Annotated in this window: 15 protein-coding genes; 12 read left to right on the plus strand and 3 right to left on the minus strand. The window is 44.2% G+C overall.

Going from position 1 to position 21,044, the window contains the following annotated elements:
* Both dprA and tsaB read right to left on the minus strand, forming a co-directional pair.
* The gene (gene dprA / locus F6J90_RS00490; protein WP_293090581.1) at positions 1 to 1,137 is read right to left on the minus strand and encodes a DNA-processing protein DprA; all 1,137 of its coding nucleotides are present in this window, start codon (positions 1,135 to 1,137) and stop codon (positions 1 to 3) included.
* A gap of 199 nt (positions 1,138 to 1,336) precedes the next feature.
* Positions 1,337 to 2,083 (minus strand): tRNA (adenosine(37)-N6)-threonylcarbamoyltransferase complex dimerization subunit type 1 TsaB, encoded by a 747-nt coding sequence (tsaB, locus tag F6J90_RS00495; protein ID WP_075898703.1) that lies wholly within the window; start codon positions 2,081 to 2,083, stop codon positions 1,337 to 1,339.
* 69 nt (positions 2,084 to 2,152) lie between these two features.
* Between tsaB and F6J90_RS00500 the strand changes: the two genes are divergently transcribed.
* The 9 genes from F6J90_RS00500 (at position 2,153) to bchI (ending at position 17,432) form a co-directional block, all read left to right on the plus strand.
* Positions 2,153 to 3,430 carry a valine--pyruvate transaminase gene (locus F6J90_RS00500; RefSeq protein ID WP_293090582.1) on the plus strand — a complete coding sequence of 426 codons (1,278 nt, stop codon included), beginning with the start codon at positions 2,153 to 2,155 and terminating at the stop codon, positions 3,428 to 3,430.
* A gap of 89 nt (positions 3,431 to 3,519) precedes the next feature.
* Positions 3,520 to 5,265 carry a histidine kinase dimerization/phosphoacceptor domain -containing protein gene (locus tag F6J90_RS00505; protein ID WP_293090583.1) on the plus strand — a complete coding sequence of 582 codons (1,746 nt, stop codon included), beginning with the start codon at positions 3,520 to 3,522 and terminating at the stop codon, positions 5,263 to 5,265.
* Positions 5,266 to 5,277: 12 nt separating this feature from the next.
* Positions 5,278 to 6,399, plus strand: coding sequence for an ATP-binding protein (locus F6J90_RS00510; protein WP_293090584.1), 1,122 nt, complete (start codon positions 5,278 to 5,280; stop codon positions 6,397 to 6,399).
* 276 nt (positions 6,400 to 6,675) lie between these two features.
* Positions 6,676 to 8,214 (plus strand): ferredoxin--nitrite reductase, encoded by a 1,539-nt coding sequence (locus F6J90_RS00515; protein ID WP_293090585.1) that lies wholly within the window; start codon positions 6,676 to 6,678, stop codon positions 8,212 to 8,214.
* Between the two features lie 197 nt (positions 8,215 to 8,411).
* Positions 8,412 to 9,788 carry a CmpA/NrtA family ABC transporter substrate-binding protein gene (locus F6J90_RS00520; RefSeq protein ID WP_293090586.1) on the plus strand — a complete coding sequence of 459 codons (1,377 nt, stop codon included), beginning with the start codon at positions 8,412 to 8,414 and terminating at the stop codon, positions 9,786 to 9,788.
* 774 nt (positions 9,789 to 10,562) lie between these two features.
* On the plus strand, positions 10,563 to 12,083 hold the full coding sequence (locus F6J90_RS00525; protein WP_293090587.1) for an MFS transporter: 1,521 nt from the start codon (positions 10,563 to 10,565) through the stop codon (positions 12,081 to 12,083).
* Between the two features lie 683 nt (positions 12,084 to 12,766).
* Positions 12,767 to 15,028 carry a nitrate reductase gene (locus F6J90_RS00530; RefSeq protein WP_293090588.1) on the plus strand — a complete coding sequence of 754 codons (2,262 nt, stop codon included), beginning with the start codon at positions 12,767 to 12,769 and terminating at the stop codon, positions 15,026 to 15,028.
* A gap of 496 nt (positions 15,029 to 15,524) precedes the next feature.
* The gene (locus tag F6J90_RS00535; protein ID WP_293090589.1) at positions 15,525 to 16,289 is read left to right on the plus strand and encodes a DUF429 domain-containing protein; all 765 of its coding nucleotides are present in this window, start codon (positions 15,525 to 15,527) and stop codon (positions 16,287 to 16,289) included.
* Between the two features lie 75 nt (positions 16,290 to 16,364).
* Positions 16,365 to 17,432 (plus strand): magnesium chelatase ATPase subunit I, encoded by a 1,068-nt coding sequence (bchI, locus tag F6J90_RS00540; protein WP_293090590.1) that lies wholly within the window; start codon positions 16,365 to 16,367, stop codon positions 17,430 to 17,432.
* Between the two features lie 621 nt (positions 17,433 to 18,053).
* Here the strand turns inward: bchI and F6J90_RS00545 are convergent.
* On the minus strand, positions 18,054 to 18,188 hold the full coding sequence (locus F6J90_RS00545; RefSeq protein WP_293090591.1) for a hypothetical protein: 135 nt from the start codon (positions 18,186 to 18,188) through the stop codon (positions 18,054 to 18,056).
* A 259-nt stretch (positions 18,189 to 18,447) separates the two neighbouring features.
* Between F6J90_RS00545 and F6J90_RS00550 the strand changes: the two genes are divergently transcribed.
* From F6J90_RS00550 to F6J90_RS00560, 3 genes are all read left to right on the plus strand, one after another.
* On the plus strand, positions 18,448 to 18,963 hold the full coding sequence (locus F6J90_RS00550; RefSeq protein WP_293090592.1) for a spondin domain-containing protein: 516 nt from the start codon (positions 18,448 to 18,450) through the stop codon (positions 18,961 to 18,963).
* Positions 18,964 to 19,051: 88 nt separating this feature from the next.
* On the plus strand, positions 19,052 to 20,269 hold the full coding sequence (locus F6J90_RS00555) for a transposase (RefSeq protein ID WP_293090593.1): 1,218 nt from the start codon (positions 19,052 to 19,054) through the stop codon (positions 20,267 to 20,269).
* A 14-nt stretch (positions 20,270 to 20,283) separates the two neighbouring features.
* On the plus strand, positions 20,284 to 20,733 hold the full coding sequence (locus tag F6J90_RS00560) for a spondin domain-containing protein (RefSeq protein ID WP_293090594.1): 450 nt from the start codon (positions 20,284 to 20,286) through the stop codon (positions 20,731 to 20,733).
* Positions 20,734 to 21,044 lie beyond the last annotated feature (311 nt).

The following is a 21,044-nucleotide window of genomic DNA, read 5'->3' on the forward strand; positions in this document are numbered from 1 at the left end:
TCATATTTCAGTGATTAATCTTCGATATCGCATCCCTGGAGCCTGAGACACTAATCCCATTAGTTCCAACTGTAACAAGGCACTGGATACTGAGCCTGCTTCTAAAGCTGCTTGCTGGACAATGATATCGAATGGGGTTGGTTCAAATGCGATCGCATCCAACACTTTTGCCAATTCTGGCTCTAAGGTCGGTACAGGTAAAGCGGGTAAAGGTTTTTCTAGAGCCGAGTGGGGGTCAAGTTCTGGAATAGCTCCGAGCATTTCCAACAAGTGACCTTCACTTAAAATTACATGGGCACCCCGATTTAACAGTCCCAAACAACCGATAGAATTGGGATTATCTAAGGAACCTGGTAGTGCATAGACATCCCGACAGAACTCATTGGCTAACCTAGCAGTAATTAGCGCTCCGGACTTGTTAGGCGCTTCCATCACCAAAACTGCACGGCTTAAACCCGCAATAATCCGATTCCGTTGGGGAAAGTTGGAGCGTGCGGGTTTCGTACTGGCTGGATACTCACTGAGTATCAATCCCCGCTCCTGAATTTGTTTATAAAGATAACTATTGCTCAAGGGATATACCACATCAAGGCCAGTTCCCAAAACTGCTATTGTCCTACCACCCGCTTCCAGACACCCGCGATGGGCTTGTGTATCAATTCCCACTGCCATACCGGACACCACTGTAAAACCATGCTTAGCAAGGGTAGCACTGATTTTACGAGTCCAACGTTTACCGTATTCGGTGGGATTGCGAGTACCCACAATACCGACTATCGGCTTGCTACCGTAATTTTCTCGTAGATCGACTAGTCCGCTATAGTATAGCGTTGCGGGAGGACTAGGAATTTCTAGTAACAAGCGGGGATACTCCCCATCCGCTGGTGTCCAGAAACAAGGATTTTTGACCAAGTGTTGCTTGAGTAGCTGTTCCGGATTAGTTTGCCCACGCATTTTCACTACTCTTTCGATCAGCCGCACCCCGAACCCCTCAACTGCTCCTAACTCTGAAGCTGAAGCTTTCCAAGCCTCTGCTAGAGTCCCAAACTGTTGCTGTAGCCGTTGGAGCAATACTGATCCAATACCGGGAACTTCGGACCATGCCAGCCAGTACGCACGTTCTTCTTGCTTGGTCAATCGCTTCGCTCCAATTATAAATTATCAATTCAAAATTCAAAAATACCCCATCAATCCAATTATAAATTATCAATAATTCAAAATTCAAAAATACCCCATCAATTCAATTATAAAAAACATATAATTTTCTTCATTCTTAATTCTTCATTCTTAATTCTTCATTCTTAATTCTTCATTTTTAATTCTTCATTCTTAATTCTTAAACTGGATGCTGTCCATAAAACGGCAGTACTTCTGACCAGTTGGGGCGCTTTCCCTGTTGCCAATCGAGATAAGCAAGTTCCAAGACACCCTTAGCATAACTCCCCAAATTTGCTGGAGCCTTTAGCAATCGTATTGGTGTTTCCAAGGTATCTAAAACTTGTTTCCATTGATCTGAAGTCATGACAGCATCTGGTAATATCTTCCTCAGCCCCAGACCAGCTATTGATGGCTGATAGATGGCGGTATACAGCTGGCCTCGTTGGGCAGGCATTTGAATGGCAATCTGAGTGCTGTTCGCGTAGCGTGCGCGTAGCGCATGTGCTGAGTATTGAGTGCTAATTGCTGAGTGCTGAGTGCTGAGTGCTGAGCCCGAGTTGTCTTGATACATAGCTCCCTCTTCCCCCTCTTTCCCCTCTTGCCCTAACCACGCGATCGCTGCCAGTGTAGAAATGCCAAACAGGGGAATATGTAACTGTTGTGCTAGGGTACGAGCAGTAACTATACCGATACGGGTACTCGTAAAGCTACCCGGTCCGATAGCTACCGCAATGAATTCTAAGTTTTCCCAAGTTTGGGAATTCAGAAATTCAGTCAAGTGCTGATGCAATTGACCAGACAACTCTCGCCCTAAGTCCCAAGTTTGGCAGCGGGTATCCCTGGCAAAGTTACTGATCACTAGCCCCAATTGAGGACTAGTGGTGTGAAGGGCAAGAGCATATTTATTTGGTTCGAGAATCGGCATTTTTGGTATGATTTTCGATTGGAGAACTCTTGATCAAGTACCCTCAAAGCCAAAAGGTTATCACTATCCATGGATCCTACCCTGACTCAAATTGGGACTCAGATGTCCGAACTTACTGGTGTCCGAGCGATTATGAAAGATATTATCGAAACGCTACGAGCTGGTCAGGGACAAGATTGGATTAATCTCAGTGCAGGGAACCCAGTGATTTTGCCAGAAGTCGAGCAACTGTGGCGCGATTGCACGGCACAACTGTTGGCTAGCTCAGAGTATGGTGAGGTGATTTGCCGCTACGGGTCATCTCAAGGATATCAACCTCTGATCGATGCGATCGCAAAGGATTTCAATCAACGCTACGGTCTTTCCCTAAGCGATCGCCATATCCTGATTACTCCCGGTTCTCAATCCATTTACTTCTACGCCGCTAACGCTTTTGGTGGTTACACCAGCAGCGGCCAGCTCAAACAAGTTGTCTTGCCCCTTTCTCCAGAATACACTGGCTATGGAGGAGTAAGCTTGACTCCAGAAGCAGTATATGCATACAAACCTACTCTGGAAATTAATCACGAGCAACACCGTTTTAAGTATCGCCCTGATTTCAGCCAATTGAAGATTAGCCAAGAGACTGGCTGTGTAATTGTTTCCCGTCCCTGTAATCCCACTGGCAATGTCCTCACCGATGAAGAAGTAATCAAAATTGCCGAAATAGCCACACCATTCAATGTGCCAGTGTTGATTGACGCAGCTTATGCTCCACCGTTTCCAGCACTGAACTTTACCGAAATGACACCAGTCTTTCGAGACAATATCATCCACTGTCTGAGTTTATCAAAAGCTGGACTACCTGGGGAACGGGTTGGTGTAGCCATTGGACATCCCGAGCTAATTAGCATTTTGGAATCCTTCCAGACCAATCTTTGTATTCATTCGTCCCGCTATGGACAAGCTATTGCAGCAAAAGCGATCGCATCTGGAGCACTCCCTGAGATTGCCACTAATGTGATTCGCCCCCACTACCAGCAAAAGTTTGTGACCCTTGAACTGACATTAGACAAATCCATGCCCAAAGACTTGCCTTGGTTCTTGCATCGGGGTGAAGGAGCTATCTTTGCTTGGTTGTGGTTACAGGATTTGCCAATTACCGACTGGGAACTGTATCAAAAGTTGAAGCAGGTGGGTGTGATTGTAGTGCCTGGCAGTACATTTTTCCCCGGCTTACGAGAAGACTGGTCTCACCAGCAACAGTGCATTCGCATCAGCCTTACCGCTACTGAAGAAGAAATTGAAATCGCCATGCAGCGTCTGGCAACATTGGTCGAGGAAGTCTATCGGATGGGGTCAAGTTAGTGTTTCCTAGCAGGTGTTGTGATAATCTAACACCGTTCCAGAGTAATTGTTCGATGAGTACTAATTAAATAATATTCCCATTATAACAGATGGAACAGCAGCAGCTAGCACAAGTGTTGGAAACTGGCGATATAGGGGAGTTGCTAGGCATTATTAACCAGCCTAACTTGCTCACAACCCTTGACTCTACACAGATGTGTAGGATTATCAAGGGACTTGGGCAAGTAGTGGAACAACAAACTGCTCAGTTAAATCAGGTTAATCAGCAATTACAACCGGAAATTACCAACTGTAAGCAGGCTCACGAGAAATGGCAACAGGGTGATCAGCAATTGGAATACCAATTTCAAAAACAGACAACGGAATTGTCCGAAGCTAATCATCAGCTGCGACAAGCAAAAGAGCAACTAGAGGCAGTTTTGGATGCTGTACCGGGAGCGGTGTCTTGGATTAGTGCTGATGGTCGATATCTTGGGGTTAACCGACATCTGGCTCAGAGCCTGCAATTACCTCCAGAGACTTTTGTCGGTCAAGAGTTGGGTTTTCTGGAGAGCAGCCCTCAGTTTGTCGGCTTTATGACTCAGTTTCTCGCCTGTCGGGACTCAGGATCTTCCCAGGTGGTTGAGCTCAAAGTGAAAAATTCTTCGAGATATTATCTAATTGCCGCTCAGAAGTACCAGCAAGGTGCTGCAGCCGTGTGTGTAGGGATTGATATCACCCAGCATAAACAAGCAGAATTAGCTCTACAACAGCTCAACCAGGAACTAGAACTGAGAGTCGAACAACGGACTTCTGACCTACGGGAAGTCAATGAACAACTTCGCAAAAGTGAGGAACAATTTCGCCTGATTTTTGAACTCTCTCCCATGGGTATGGCAATTACCAGCACTGATAACTCCGTGCTAAAGGTTAATCAAGCCTTTTGTGACACGGTTGGTTACACAGCCGAGGAACTGGGGCAGAAAAAGGCTACAGATATTATCTACCCCGATGATTTGACAATTAACCTTACCCCGAATCAAGAGTTGTGGCCAGGAAGAACATCCCACTTTCAGATGGAAAATCGCTTACTCTCCAAAGATGGTAGAGTTATCCATGTTTTGACCAAAAAAGCAGTTTTAGTCAGGAATTCTCAAGGTAACCCCCGAAAATTTCTGTATCAAATTGTAGATATCACCGAACGCAAGCAAGCGGAAAATCAGGTGAGAGCCTCTCTAACCGAAAAGGAGGTTTTGCTCAAAGAAATTCATCACCGGGTCAAAAATAACCTGCAAATTATTTCTAGCCTACTCCGACTACAGTCGAGGAAAGTTGAAGATCAACAAGCATTAGGTTTGTTCAAAGATTCCCAGCATCGGGTTCAATCTATGGCTCTGATTCACCAGCAGCTGTATCAATCCCCGAATTTAGCCCAGATTAATTTCGGAAAATACATTCAAACCTTAACCAATAACTTGTTCCGTTCCTACGGGATTAACCGACAGGCAATCGCCCTCAATATTGAAGTTACCACAGCTCCCTTAACCATTGATGTAGCTATTCCCTGTGGGCTAATCATCAATGAATTGGTGTCTAATTCACTCAAATATGCCTTTCCTGAACATAAAGAGGGTAAGATTGAAATCAGTCTAAGTTCAGATCAACAGGGTCAGCTAATCCTTACGGTAAGTGATAATGGTATTGGTTTACCGGACAATTTAGACTTTCAATCCACTAAATCCCTTGGTTTGAGTATTGTTCGTAACTTAACTGCACAACTGGGGGGTAACATCATCCTTGACTGTAGCCAAGGCACTAGATTAAAAATAAACTTTCCCCATTCACTGGATCTCTAGGGCAAGTCGAGCATGACCAAGAAAAAAATCCTAGTTGTTGAAGATGAAACACTTGTGGCTATGGATATCAAGAATAGCCTCAAACTTTTAGGGTACATGGTTCCTGCTGTGGCTGTATCTGGAGAAGAAGCAGTTAGAAAAGCTGAGGAAATCCAACCGGATTTAATCCTGATGGATATTCGTCTGAAAGGAGAAATAGATGGAGTGACTGCTGCAAGGCTGATTAGGACAAAATGGAATATCCCAGTGGTCTATTTGACTGCCTATAGCGATGAGCTCACCCTAGAAAGAGCTAAGATAACCCAACCGTTTGGTTACCTTCTGAAACCATTTGAGGAAGAAGAACTGCGAGTTACCATTGAAATTGCCCTCTCTCGCTTCCAAGCAGAAGCAAAAATCCGTCAAGCACTAGTAAGAGAACAGGAGCTTAGAGAGCAAAAATCTAGCTTTGTCTCTATTGTTTCCCACGAATGTCGTACACCTTTGAGTAAAGTTATCCTAGCTACTGAATTGTTAGAACGCTATAGCAAACATTTGGTCAAAGATAAACATCGCAAGTATTTTGAACAAATTAAAGGCTCTATCCAAGATATGAGACAACTCTTGGATGAAATTCTATTTATTGAAAAAGCAGAAGGAAACAAGCTAACTTTTAACCCAACTCCAATTAACCTAGTAGAATTCTGCTCTGATTTGATAGAGCAGATGCAGTTGACTACCGGGGGGAGCCATAGGATTATTTTTACTCCTCAAAGTAATATTACTGATGCCTATATGGACACCCAACTCCTTCGATATATTTTCAATAACTTGCTATCCAATGGGATTAAGTATTCTCCTGAAGGGGGAACGGTAGAGTTTCAGTTAACCGTGGAAGGTAACTGGGCAATTTTTAAAATAACAGACTCGGGAATTGGTATTCCCGAACAAGAGCTTTCTCAGCTGTTTGAACCTTTCCAGCGCGCTAGCAATGTTGGGGATATTCCTGGTACAGGTCTAGGATTATCGATTGTTAAAAAGAGTGTAGAGCAGCACCGTGGCCAAATTTTGGTAGATAGCCAGGTTGGTGTAGGAACTTTGTTTACCGTTAGACTACCCCTGTCTAATCACGGGAGTAATATCAAGTCCGGTTGAATTTCCATCATCAAGAAGATTGATGGACAGATCACGCACCGAAACCCGACCCAGGGAGATTTTTATTCGGCAGGAAGCCAGGGGACTTGAAGTAACGGCATAATGCAATTTATGCATTGAAATTATGTACTTTTTAAACTAAAATCAGTATTTAGTAACAAAATATACAAAATATTAGCATTACTTTAAATTAATTTATCAACATCAAGAGTAGTGACATCAGAGGCTCTGGACAAAACTTCTCGCAATTGAGCAATAGGCAACGAGGGAACAGCTATGACCAGCGCAGCTAAGCCAGCCGCCAAAAAACTGAACAAATTTGAAAAATTCAAGGCAGAGAAAGATGGTCTTGCCATTAAGGAACAAATAGAAGAGTTTGCCAGAATTGGCTGGGAAGCAATAGATCCAGATGACCTACAGCATCGGCTGAAGTGGATGGGTGTCTTTTATCGACCTGTCACTCCAGGCAAGTTCATGCTACGGATGCGGACACCCAACGGGATTCTCAACAGCACTCAGATGCAGGTACTAGCTGAGATAGTGCAGCGCTATGGTGAAGATGGTAGTGCTGATATCACGACCCGCCAAAACATCCAGTTGCGAGGTATCCGCATTGAAGACATGCCTGATATTTTTCGCAGGTTCGAGCAAGTTGGCTTAACTAGCGTCCAATCCGGTATGGACAATGTCCGCAATATTACTGGTTCTCCCATGGCTGGGATAGATCGCGATGAATTAATTGACACTCGGGATCTTGTCCGAAAAGTACAGGACATGATCACTAATAACAGCCAAGGGAATTATGAGTTTACTAACTTGCCCCGTAAATTCAATATTGCCATTGAGGGGGGTCGGGATAACTCAGTCCATGCTGAAATTAATGATATTGCCTTCGTGCCTGCCTACAAAGATGGACAACTAGGCTTGAATGTACTCGTAGGTGGCTTTTTCTCGGCCAAGCGTTGTGAAGCTGCTGTTCCCCTCAATGCTTGGGTACTGCCTAATGATGATGTGGTTGACTTGTGTCGTGCTATTCTAGAAGTTTATCGCGACGAAGGCTCGCGGGCGAATCGGCAAAAATCCCGGATGATGTGGTTGATTGATGAGTGGGGGATTGACAAGTTCCGGGAGGAAGTCAGTAAGCAGTTTGGTAGAGAACTCCCTACGGCTGCTCCTCACGATGAAATAGATTGGGAAAAACGAGACCATATCGGTGTCTTTGCTCAAAAGCAACCAGGTCTGAATTATGTGGGTTTACACGTCCCGGTTGGTAGGCTGTATGCTGAGCAGATGTTTGATATCGCACGGATGGCTGAGGCTTATGGCAGTGGCGAAATCCGCCTCACAGTTGAGCAGAATGTGATTATTCCCAATATTCCAGATGCTAATCTCGACGCTTTCTTAGCTGAACCCCTCTTGCAGAAATTTACCCTTGAGCCCAAACCCCTAGAACGGCTTCTAGTATCTTGCACAGGAGCCCAGTTCTGCAATTTTGCTCTGATAGAAACCAAAAATCGTGCCTTGGCAATAGTTCGGGAACTCGAAGAAAAGTTAGATATACCAAACCCGGTGCGGATTCATTGGACAGGTTGTCCCAACTCTTGTGGTCAACCCCAAGTAGCTGATATTGGTTTGATGGGAACTAAGGTGCGTAAAGACGGTAAGTCTGTTGAAGGAGTCAATATTTACATGGGTGGCAAAGTTGGCAAAGATGCTAAGCTGGGCGAGTGTGTGCTCAAAAGTGTTGCTTGTGATGACTTACCAGAGGTCTTGGGCAATATACTGATCGAGAATTTTGGAGCAAAATCCCACTAGGTTAGTTCTGACTCGGAGAGTCATCACTAAACAGTAGAAGACTCTATGTTAGTTACTGGACTAATAGCTGATAACTGATAGCTAATCCCTCATAGCTAATCCCTTATAACTGTTGTCAAGGGTTAGTGGTTAGTGCTTAGGTAATGGTGAAAACATAGTATTCCATTTTCTATTGTCCATTAATCCTAGACGACAATATGGAGCGCCGCAAGTTTCTCAAATACATCGGGTATGCCACAGTAGGATGTGGCTTTAGTGCCTGTAGCTCAAATAATCTATTCAATTTCCCAAAACGCGATCGCTCCTCTGAGCCAACTCAACGACCTCCGGCTAACTTTGGTAAGTTGGAGAAAACTAACCTCACCATTGGCTTTGTTCCTGTAACTGACTCTGCTCCTTTAATCATTGCTAAAGAACAGGGCTTCTTTCAGCGTTATGGTCTGAATGTAGGTCTTAAGAAATATCCTGACTGGTCAGCGGTTCACAAAGACTTAGTATCATGGGGTATAGATGCCTGCGTTGCCTTGTTTGGATTGCCAATGCTCACCAATTTTGGTTCAGCCAAGGCACCAGTGATATCTCTAATGATGCTCAATCGCAATGGCGCTGGGATCACTTTTTCCAAAAAAGCTTGGCAAGGTGCTATTCGTCCTTCAACGGATTACTATAATTTCCCAGATTTTGCCTACTCCTACAGGAAATACATTAAACAATTAGCCGAGCCCCTCAAGGTAGGGATAGACTTGACCAACTCCATGGCAAACTATACCCTTCTCTACTGGCTATCAGCTATGGAGATTAATCCCGAGAAACAGATTAAGCTCATCGAGTTTCCACCATCTCAAATGGTATACAAACTCCAAGCTGGGATAGTAGATGGCTACTGTTTAGATGAGCCTTGGAACCAAAGAGCAGTTGTAGACCAGGCTGGATTTACGGTTTATGTCAGTCGGGATATTTGGAAAGGTCATCCAGGAAAAATACTGGCAACCATGGGACCTTGGGCAGAAAAACATCCCACAACCGCCCGAGCCTTGGTAGCAGCTGTTTTGGAAGCTTGTCAGTATTGTGACCAACTAGAAAATCGCCAGTCAATTGCTCAGATCATATCTAGGAGCAAATACATCGACACTAAGGTAAACTATATAGAAGGTTCTTTACTGGGCAACTATAATTATGGTGGCTTTGACCAGAAAGACCGATTTGAAGCAATCCCTGATTTTAATATATTTCACTTTCAAGATACAGACTATCTGAAAAAGCCCAATCATGCTAATTATCCTTGGCGCTCCCATGGTGTTTGGCTGCTAACCCAAATGATTCGCTGGCGTCATATTAACCGACGTCAATATCCCAAGGATGCGGATAAAATTATCGACCGGATTTATCCGGTGAAAATTTATGAAGAGGTTGCCAAGGCGTTGAAAATCGATCTACCTAGTGAGCGTATGAGGGTTGAACCTGCTGATGTGTTTTTGGATCAAAGAGCATTTGATCCTAGTCAGCCAGTTAATTACCTCAATGGTTTCGATATTCGAGCTGATCGTTCTCAGCTATTTGCTGCTGTCAATTAAGCCTTCAGCTTATGCGCTACAGATGGTGCTACTTGAGGTGCTATCAGCTATCAGTCACTTAAGACCCAAGCATCGCCCAAGTAACAAAGCCCAAGTAGCAAAGCCCACAAAAACAAGTAGACCTAGAGACTTTATCCATTCAAAGTCTCTAAATTTCCTATGGGCCCAAGCCTTGCATCACATTAGCTGGTTTAGAATGCCATGCAGCTAAAACCAGCAATCAGCCTCCAGCTGTTTAACTAATCAGCTTTGCTGAACTTAGGACTAATCTCAAGTTATAGTTCGGTCAGTGGTCAGTAGTCAATTACCCATTACCCATTATCCTCAATTGATTCCAGAATTGGCCAACACCCCAATTTTATTGCCTTGATGTAACTATCGAATATTTATTATGCATTTAATTCAACATAAGAAATAATTTGTAACAAATCATACGAAACTTATGTTTCAGGGGTGTCACTATTAGTACCTGAACAATAGTATTAAGTTAACCTCAGAAAAGTAGTATCTATGGGCGAGTACTTTAGCAATCAATTCCGAAAGAATTACCCTAAAATAATAAGCTATAGTATTCAAACTAATAGGTAACTTTAATCAGTCAGCAATTTGATGGCTTGATGGCAACCGATCAGCTGGATTGTTTATAAAGGGATTCTTTGGAGTAGTTTTTGGAGGATACTAAATCAACCCAAACGTTCAGCTGTAATGGCTAATGCTGTTGGTGCGTGAATCTTCTGTTTTCGTAGTTTGTTTGAGTAGAGGAAAGGTATATAGATGCTCGCAGAAATGTGGTCGTTTCGTGGTAGGTATAAAATCCTCCACATGACCTGGTTTGCTTTCTTCCTGTCGTTTGTAGTCTGGTTCAACTTAGCACCCCTAGCAACACAGGTGAAATCAGACTTCGGTCTCGAAGTAGGTCAAATCCGAACCATCGCAATTTGTAATGTTGCCCTGACAGTGCCTGCCCGTATCATCATCGGGATGCTGTTAGATAAATACGGGCCAAGAATCACCTACTCCCTGTTGCTGATGTATGCAGCAATACCTTGTATTGCGTTTGCATCGGCACAGAACTTTAGCCAACTGGTGATTAGCCGCTTGGCACTGAGTATCGTAGGTGCAGGTTTTGTGATTGGCATCCGGATGACGGCAGAATGGTTCCCTCCCAAAGAAATTGGTTTAGCCGAAGGGATTTACGGGGGCTGGGGTAACTTTGGTTCTGCAGCAGCAGCCTTTACCCTACCTACCATTGCCGCATTCTTAGCCTTTGGCAGTCCAGGTCTAAACTGGCGCTTTTCCATTGCTGGTACCGGGATTATCGCTGCTCTCTATGGTATCCTATATTATTTTAACGTCCAAGATACTCCCCCAGGCAAAGTTTATCAGAAGCCCAAAAGCGCCAGAGGAATGGAAGTCACCACCAAAAAAGACTTCTGGTTTCTGATGGTGATGAATGCTCCTCTATCGATCATTCTTGGTGTCCTAGCTTGGCGCTTGAATAAAGTGGGCTTTTTCTCCCAAAATGTTCTCTACATCGTCTGGGCTGGTCTACTTGGGTTGTATCTGTTCCAAGCTTACAACTGCTGGGCAGTTAACAAAGATTTGTTAGCAGGTCGTAAGCGCTATCCTCCTGAAGACCGCTTCAATTTTTCTCAAGTTGCCATTCTAGAGTTGACCTACATTGTTAACTTCGGTTCTGAATTAGCTGTAGTTTCTATGCTCCCTGCCTTCTTTGAAGGCACCTTCGGACTGAGTAAACAAGCAGCGGGGATGATTGCTGCTAGCTACGCCTTCATGAACTTGATGTCCCGTCCTGGTGGCGGCTTAATCTCTGATAAACTGGGTAGCCGCAAGATGACCATGGCAGTTCTAACATTCTGTATGGGTATTGGCTATCTGATCTTCAGTACGGTGACAGGAGGCTGGTGGCTTCCTGGTGCGGTACTGCTGACCATGGCTTGTTCCTTCTTTGTGCAAGCTGGAGAAGGCTCTACCTTTGCTATCGTACCTCTGGTCAAGCGACGGATCACCGGTCAGGTGGCTGGTAACGTGGGTGCTTACGGAAACGTGGGTGCTGTTGCTTACCTGACTATCTTCAGTTTATTGCCAGCAGGAGATGTGGGTAACCGCATATTCTTCCAGATGTTGGGTGTTACAGCTTTGATTGTTGCCTTCCTGTGCTTCCTAGTATTGAAAGAACCTAAGGGTTCCTTTGCTGAGCTCCATGAAGGGGAAGAAGAATACGCTACTGCTGCTAGCCCTGCTGCTATGGAAACTGGAGACGTGATGAACTAGTTCCTTGGTGGGTCTAGTGGAAAGTACTCTACACTAGATGGCTGAAAAATATCTAGATAGAAGTGGGGCAATCTTAATTAAGATTGCCCCAAACCCGACGGAATAATTGCTTCTTAAACAAGGTAAAAAAATCCTCAGCCTGTAAGCTATCAGCTATCAGCGTGTCGCGTATCAGCTAATGAGGTACTTGAGGTGCTTTTGAATAAAACAAGTAAGCATTGGTTTAATCTCTGTTACATCAGCTGACGGTTCCATAGCGTGAGCTTTTAGCTGAAGGCTGACAGCACCTCAAGTAGCGTGAGCCTTGGCCGTTGGCCACGCTACGCGAATGGCTCACGGCTGACCGCTGAATGCTTACCTCAGCCTTTAGCTATCAGCTCTTCCAGCTCTTCAGCACTGAGCCAGATTTTGAATTAACGAAAACTTTCGTAAAAGCCTCTGGAAAAGAGGATCTGATTGCTCGTATAACAGCATAAATCAGCTAAATAATTTAGGTAACTAGCTAACTACTAACGAACTAACTAATTGATTAACTAATTTATGATTAATTTTAGATAAACCTTTGTTATAAATAGCTGATATTTGATATAAGAATTATTAATGAAAAATTAATTGCAAAAATATTTAATATAGTCACAAAATATACTAAAAAGAATCAAAAAAAAAAATTGGGGGTAAAAATCATGACTGACTCAGCTAAGACACTCTGTCCCTACTGTGGGGTTGGCTGTGGTCTGGAAGTATTGCCTCCAGCTGGTTCTGGTCGTGCTACCTATCGAGATAGTCAAGGGAATCCGATTTGGAAAGTTAGAGGCGATCGCTCTCATCCCTCAAACCAGGGTATGGTTTGTGTCAAAGGTGCCACGGTTACTGAGTCTTTGGATAAAGACCGCCTCAAGTATCCCATGATGCGGGATTCCCTAGACCAACCATTTCAGCGAGTGAGTTGGGATGAAGCCCTAGACCGAATAGTGAATCAGATTCAGACGGTTCGTTTCACCCAAGGACCAGAAGCAATTTGTATGTACGGTTCCGGTCAGTTTCAAACCGAAGACTACTATATTGCCCAGAAATTGCTCAAAGGTTGTCTTGGTACCAATAACTTTGATGCTAATTCCCGCCTGTGTATGTCCTCAGCTGTAGCTGGATACATCCAAAGTTTTGGTTCCGATGGTCCTCCCTGCTGCTATGAGGATCTAGAATTAACTGACTGTGCCTTTTTGATTGGGACTAATACAGCAGAGTGTCACCCGATTGTATTTAACCGTCTACGTAAGCATCACAAAAAGCATCGTCATGTTAAAATGATAGTGGTAGACCCCCGCCGCACGTCTACCGCTGAAGTGGCTGACTTACATCTAGCGATTAAACCGGGTACTGACATTGATTTACTAAATGGTATTGCGCACTTACTGTTGCGCTGGGGTAAGCTAAACACTGTGTTTATTGAGGAGTGTACCAGCGACTTCTCAACATACGCTCAGATAATTATCAACTACCCACCGGATATCGTTGCCGAAAGATGTGGTATACCGGTGCATGAACTTGAGGAAGCCGCTCGCTACTGGGCAAAATCGAAGCGTGTCCTGTCTTTGTGGTCAATGGGGGTAAACCAATCATCCGAAGGTACCGCTAAAGTCCGCACCATCATCAATCTGCACCTGATGACAGGCAACATTGGTAAACCAGGAGCAGGACCATTTTCTCTAACTGGTCAACCTAATGCGATGGGAGGACGAGAAGCTGGGGGACTTGCTCACATCTTACCGGGTTATCGGGTAGTAAAGAATCCCCAACACCGCAGTGAGGTGGAACAGTTATGGAAACTCAAGCCAGGGACAATTTCCCCGAATCCTGGTCTTGATGCTTGGAGCATGATCAAAGGTCTAGAAACTTCAGAGGTAGGTTTCTTGTGGATTGCTGCCACTAACCCAGCTGTGAGTATGCCCGATATTGAACGAACTAAGGCAGCCCTAAGAAAATCCTCCTTTACTGTCTATCAAGATGCCTACTACCCCACTGAAACCGCTGCTTATGCTCATGTCTTGCTGCCAGCAGCCCAGTGGAGTGAAAAGACTGGCGCTATGACTAACTCTGAGCGAGTTGTCACCCTTTGCCCCCAATTCCGTAATCCAGCAGGGGAAGCCAGACCGGATTGGGAAATCTTTGCGGAAGTAGGGCGTCGCCTCGGCTTTACTAAAGAATTTGACTTTACTGACTCTGCCGCTGTCTATCGGGAATTTGTGCAACTGACCCGTGGACGACTTTGTGACATGACCGGACTGAGTCACGAACGCTTACGGAAAGACGGTCCGATTCAATGGCCCTGCCCTGAGGAGTTCCAAAACCAAGAGTCTTCTGACTCAATCAGCAATCAGCAATCAGCACTGAATACTGGCAAACGGCTTTATACTGACTTCCGATTCAATACGCCAGATAGCAAGGCAAAATTTGCTGCCTTCCATTCTAAAGGACTGGCAGAACCCCCCGAGGAAGAGTATCCTTTGGTGCTGACCACTGGCAGACTTTATGGTCACTGGCACACTCAAACCCGCACCGGACGGATTGAGAAAATTACCAAAATGTACCCCTATCCGTTACTAGAAATTCATCCCCGTGATGCCCAGAAGCTGGGGATTAAAGATGGGGGTTGGGTAGAAGTGCGATCGCGTCGCGGAACTTGCCGCTTCCCAGCTCAAGTCACTAAAGCGATTACTCCTGGTACAGTGTTTGCCCCCATGCACTGGGGAGCTTTGTGGGCAAATCAGGCAGAAGCTAATGCTCTGACCCATCCGGAATCTTGTCCCATTTCCCTAGAACCAGAATTAAAAGCCTGTGCTGTCAACTTGGTGCCCATCAGTGAAACTGACAGTATGCGATCGCAAAATCCCAACCAAGAGCCATTAGGAACACCGATTTTACAAAAGCTCAAAGTTTTTAGTTAATTGTTAAAAGTTTTAACCTTCCATTCTTAATTCCGCTCTCCGAGAGTTTCCCAAACACCTGCCTCACCAAGGGTGATTGGAGTCTGGGTTTGTGTCTGGGCAAAATTTGAAATAGACATAAACGGCACTAAGCCCATCACAAAGGAGCACAAAACGATCAGGACAGTCATCCTGACTGGATGCTGCCAGTGTGTAGTTACAACATGAGACTGGGTTGTGCTGCTAAGCTCTTGCATGCTCATGACTAAAACCTCAGAATAGATGTGTACGAATATAGGGATAGTTCACTGTTGTCTTTGAGGATGCAGTGCATTGTTCCTATTCATGCCAAGTTGCAGGGACAGTCGGCAACTTGGTATTTTTTGATGCACTGAAATCCTTGACATTTTGAATCATACAAAAATTTTGGGAAAAAGTAGCTAGATTTACCAAATAAAAACACAAAAAGTAACACTAGTTACAGAATTTGATTAATTTTTGTGAAAAACAGTAAATAATGAAGTTTATAGGCATAGATCTTGGCTGGACTTCTGGAGCAACTGGTCTTTGTTGCTTTGATTGGTCTGCCGGTACCCTAAACCTGCTAGATTTAGACCGCAAAGAGTCAATCACAGATATCCTGAACTGGATAGACCATTGGTCACCATCTCCAGAACCCGCCATGTTAGCAGTAGATGCTCCGACCTTGATTCCCAACCCTACAGGAATGCGCCTACCGGATAAACTTACCCATAAATACTTTGGTCGCTATCATGCCGGGTGCTATCCCGCCAACCTCCAACGCCCCTTTGCCCAGCGCACCGTAGAATTTGGTCTGAGCCTAGAACAAAGGCAATTTATCCATGCCCCAACCATCACTCCCCAAAAACTAGGGCGCTACCAAATCGAAGTCTTCCCCCATCCCGCCATCGTGCAGCTATTCAACCTCAATCGCATCCTCAAATACAAAAAAGGGAAACTAAGCGAAAGACACGCTGAACTAATCAAACTTCGGCAATATATTCTCAATACCCTACCTACCCTCACCCCTTCTCTCAACTCCCTCTCATCCTCGCCCCTTACTTCCCGTCTTTGCAGTTCATTTTTGCCCCACATCCCCACTACCGGAAAAGCCCTCAAAGCGGCTGAAGACCAGCTAGATAGCATCATCTGCGCCTATGTAGGAGCCCACTGGTGGTATTGGGGAACTAAATTTAATTTGGTATTAGGAGATTTAACAACTGGGTATATTATTACCCCCTGTCGAAACGGAAAAGACTGATCAACTCTCAAGGCACGCACTATGGCAAAATAGTAATCGTCGAGAAAAATCAACCATAACAATAAAGTAATCCCAGTGAGTCCTACTGCCCAAGCGCCCAAGACTACTCGCCGCCTAGTGTTTCCTTTCACCGCCATTGTCGGTCAAGAAGAAATGAAACTGGCATTGCTCCTAAATGTGATCGATCCCAAAATTGGGGGAGTAATGATCATGGGCGATCGCGGCACAGGCAAATCTACTACTATTCGTGCCTTAGCTGATTTATTACCAGAAATCGATGTAGTTGCTGAAGACCCCTTCAATAGTGACCCTCAGGAACCTGACTGGATGGGCAATGGTAATGGAGCAGCTGCATCCCGGACAACGGTCAAGAAAAAAGTTCCCATGGTAGATTTACCGTTAGGAGCAACCGAAGACCGGGTTTGTGGTACAATCGATATAGAAAAAGCCTTATCTGAAGGTGTCAAAGCTTTTGAACCAGGACTGTTGGCTAAAGCTAATCGAGGCATCCTCTATGTCGATGAGGTTAATCTACTCGATGACCACCTAGTGGATGTACTCCTAGACTCCGCTGCTAGTGGTTGGAATACTGTAGAACGGGAAGGTATATCGATTCGCCACCCTGCTCGCTTTGTGTTAGTAGGTTCTGGCAACCCGGAAGAAGGAGAATTACGACCCCAGTTACTAGACCGCTTTGGGATGCATGCGGAAATCCATACGGTCAAAGAACCAGTGCTGCGAGTCAAAATTGTGGAAGAACGAGGAGAGTTTGATCAAAATCCTCACAAATATATTGAACAGCACCAAACTGAGCAAGAAGCTTTACAGAAACAGATAGTGATGGCTCAAGAGCGACTTCCTGAAGTAGAAATGGACTACGACTTTCGGGTGAAGATTTCGGAAGTTTGCTCAGAACTGGATGTGGATGGACTCAGGGGTGATATTGTAACTAATCGGGCGGCTAAGGCCCTGGCTGCATTTGAAGGACGAACTGAAGTTACCGTGGATGATATCCGCAGGGTGATTACCTTATGTTTACGACACCGCTTGCGTAAAGACCCCCTGGAGTCGATTGATTCAGGATATAAGGTCCAGAAATCCTTTAACCGTGTTTTTGGGGTTGAAGCAGGTGAAGAAGATTGAGTTACTGTAGCGCAATGATTAATCAGTAATAGTTAATGGGTAATGGGTGATATTGCCCCAATGCGATCGCAAAAACTCAGCAGGTAGGTGTCGGATGCCGGGGTTGAAGACTTGCCCGTAAGTCTACCCTCGGTATGGTGGTCAGGGTAAGCGCAAGAAAAAATTGCCCATAATGTGCATTGGCTGGATATGGATTGATAGTGGCTCGAAACCCCTATAATTTCGTAGAACTTTACTCGCAATAGAGTTAAGTTGTTAAGAATAGCGCGGTCTTTTTATCAATAAGCCTAGGCTTATTGATTCTTGCGCTTACCCTCTATACCCTAGGCATATGAGCTAAGGAAAATCTAGGACTATTTTTACTCTCTTGAAACTGAATTTCCCCCCAGCGCTTTCAGAAAAACCCTTACCTAGAGCGGTTTCCAGCCATTTTTTAACTACCGCTACTGGGTACATTTAGGGTGGGTACATTTAGGGATCGACTCCTGAAAAGGATTTGAAGCGAAGCTCCTTTGGAGCCGCTGCGCATACGCTATTTTCCAAAAAGTACCATGATTGCGAGCATCAAGCTCAAACCTACATGGGCACATAATTTAGGGAACTCAATCGCTATAGCGGTTTTCAATTAGGTGAGGTACATATTTTGAGGGAGTAGGGAGCACGGAGTAGGGAGTAGGGAGCAGTGAAGTAAGAAGACGTAAGAGCTAAGAGGGTAAAAATTATGTGTACCTCATTAGAATAAAAACCGCTATACATCCCCTACAGTAAGAGAGTTTAAGTTGTCAAATAGTACAACTGAACTAAAAAGTTCAGTTTAAATTATTTTCACATTTGTCATAACTTTACTAATAGGACTATTTTTACTCTCTTGAAATTATTTTCACATTTGTCATAACTTTACTAAATATCCGTCAAAATTATTTTGTCCATAAAGCTTTTTAATTAGAGATTGATCAAGGAATTTGATTGTACTAATTTAAAGCTAGCAATAAATAGTTCATTCAATTTAGTGATTATGAATGGAATCAAATGTTTAAAAAACCAGGCAGTTTTCTTGGCTAGTTTACTGACTGTTGGCTCAACAGTGAGCATAGCCTCAACGGCAAACGCTGTGACTCTTAAGGTAACTGTTGAGAATTTGACACCAGAAAATGGTGGTGTTGTCACTCCTGTTTGGTTTGGTTTTCATGATGGTAGTTTTGATAGTTTTAATATTGGCGAATCTGCTTCTTCTGGAATAGAAGCCATAGCAGAAGATGCGATCACAGGTCTGGAAGCTACTGTTCCTGGTATAGTTGAATCCTTGATAGAACTAGGTCTTGATCCCAACGATGTCCCACCCCAAAGTTCACTTATTGCTGGTCTGTTTGCTGACAGTGCTGCTGCTCAAAACGGTGGTGTTCAAGGTATAGTTGTAGATTTAGATAGCCCTCTAGGTCTTTTGCCTGGGGATGTTGTCTCGACAAAAATCAAGCTGGATGAAGATTTAGCTAAACCGCTCTTATGCCCCACGTCTCAACCCGTAGGGTGAGCGTGGGATGAATGGCGGACAGCAACTTTCGATTCATATTGAATATTAATTGTCGGAAATAGTAGAATGGTAAGGGAGGTGATTTGCCATGAGAACAGCCTATCAGTACAGATTGCGCCCGACTCAGCAACAAGCAGCATTAATTGACAGATGGTTGTCAATGTTATGCGCTCAATACAATTACTTATTGGCTGATAGATTCAACTGGTATGAGCAAAATCGCTCACCTGTTAATGCCTGTCCTCTGATTTGTCACTTGCCTCAACTAAGAATCAACCCTAATTACTACTCTCAAAAGAAGACTCTGCCTCAACTTAAGCAAGATCGACCTTGGTATAAGGATATTCATTCTCAAGTTTTACAGGATGTAGTTAAGAGAGTTAAGCTAACCTTTGACAGATTCTTGATCGGAGATAGTAGCGGCAAAAGAAGTGGCAAACCCAGGTTTAAGCCACTCAGTCGTTACAGAACTTTCACCTACCCTCAAATCAAACAATCCTGCTTGCAAGGTAATCGCATTGACTTACCAAAACTGGGTAAGATTAAGGTTGTCTTGCATCGTCAAATTCCTGACGGGTTCAAAATCAAGACGGTTTCTATCAGTAAAAAAGCTGACGGATTGTACGTTACACTTTCTCTTGAGGATAAGACCGTTCCTGAAATTAAAACAGATATCAATCCTCACTTAATCATTGGTATTGATGTTGGTCTAAAGGATTTTTTGACTACTTCGAGTGGTGAAACAGTTACAATACCTCAGCACTACCGTAAAGCTCAAAAAAGACTGCGGCTTATTCAGAAAAAAGTATCACGTCGAGAGAAGGGTGGTAATCGTAGACTCAAGGCTATTAAGTTGTTAGCTAAACAACATCAAAAAGTAGCTAACAAGCGTAAAGACTTCCACTTCAAAACAGCTAATCAATTGCTGTCAAAGTATGACGTTATTGCTCATGAGACTTTGAATGTCAAAGGTCTTGCTCGTACCAAATTGGCCTTATCTGTGTTGGATGCTGGGTGGTCAAGCTTTCTGTCGATACTGACAAACAAAGCCGAGAATGCTGGTTTGTTGGTTGTCCCAGTAAGTGCTCATAACACCTCACAAAATTGCTCCAGTTGTGGAGAGAAAGTACCGAAAAAGCTGCATATTCGCTGGCACGACTGCCCTCATTGTGGGTGCAGTCTTGACCGTGACCACAATGCAGCGATCAATATAAAAAATAGAGCGGTGGGGCATCCCGTTCTTAAAGCTCAGTTAATGTCCGACGGGATACCGGGAGTCGCTGAGAAGCCCACACTTACCCGATAGGGAAGTGTGGGAGTATGTCACCTAGCAACTCCTTCTTCAGCTACGGTGCAATGTACATCCCTAGTAACGACGCTTTTATTGCTAACGATAACCCAATCGCAATCTTTGATGGTAATGGTAAATTTATTGGTGCAGACTTCATTGTTCTAGGTGACGAGGTTTGGGATGCTGGTACAGAAGTAAACGATGAGAGTCCTTTGAATATACCATTTACTCCTGCTGAAGCTGGGAATGGTATTGATGAAAACGGTGTTGTTCTGCCTCATCCTGGTTTTCTACCAGCAGGTAGCGGTGGTGTTTTAGATTTTGGAGATGGATTATTTGCCAATGCTGATTTCACCACACCAGGTTTTCAGGTAGCCCGGATTACCATTGAAAAAGTACCAGAACCAGCCACAATTACAGGACTTTTATTACTAGGTGGTTTATCAATATTACGTCGTCGAGTTGGTCGCAGCAGATAACTCTTTTGTTTGAAGGGGTGACAAACTAAGCTGTTGTGCATTTAAATTGCACAACAGCAAGGCAGAAGGCAGAAGGCAGAAGGGGAAAGAGTTTCAGGTTTTTTTTCCTGATTTAATCAAGAGATGCAGCGCGGTCTTGGGGGTTTCCCCCAAGACCGCGCTGCATCCCTTCTGAGTAAGGCTTCTAGAATTTAGATGCGTTTGCCCTGACTAGCCTGGTTAACTGAGAAAACTATTCAACTCCTTGCATAAATAACCAAGTTAAGGGTGATAGGTACTATAGAGCAATCCTAATTAGCCATCCTAATTCC

This window comes from Moorena sp. SIOASIH, assembly GCF_010671925.1.
Taxonomy (GTDB): Bacteria; Cyanobacteriota; Cyanobacteriia; order Cyanobacteriales; family Coleofasciculaceae; genus Moorena.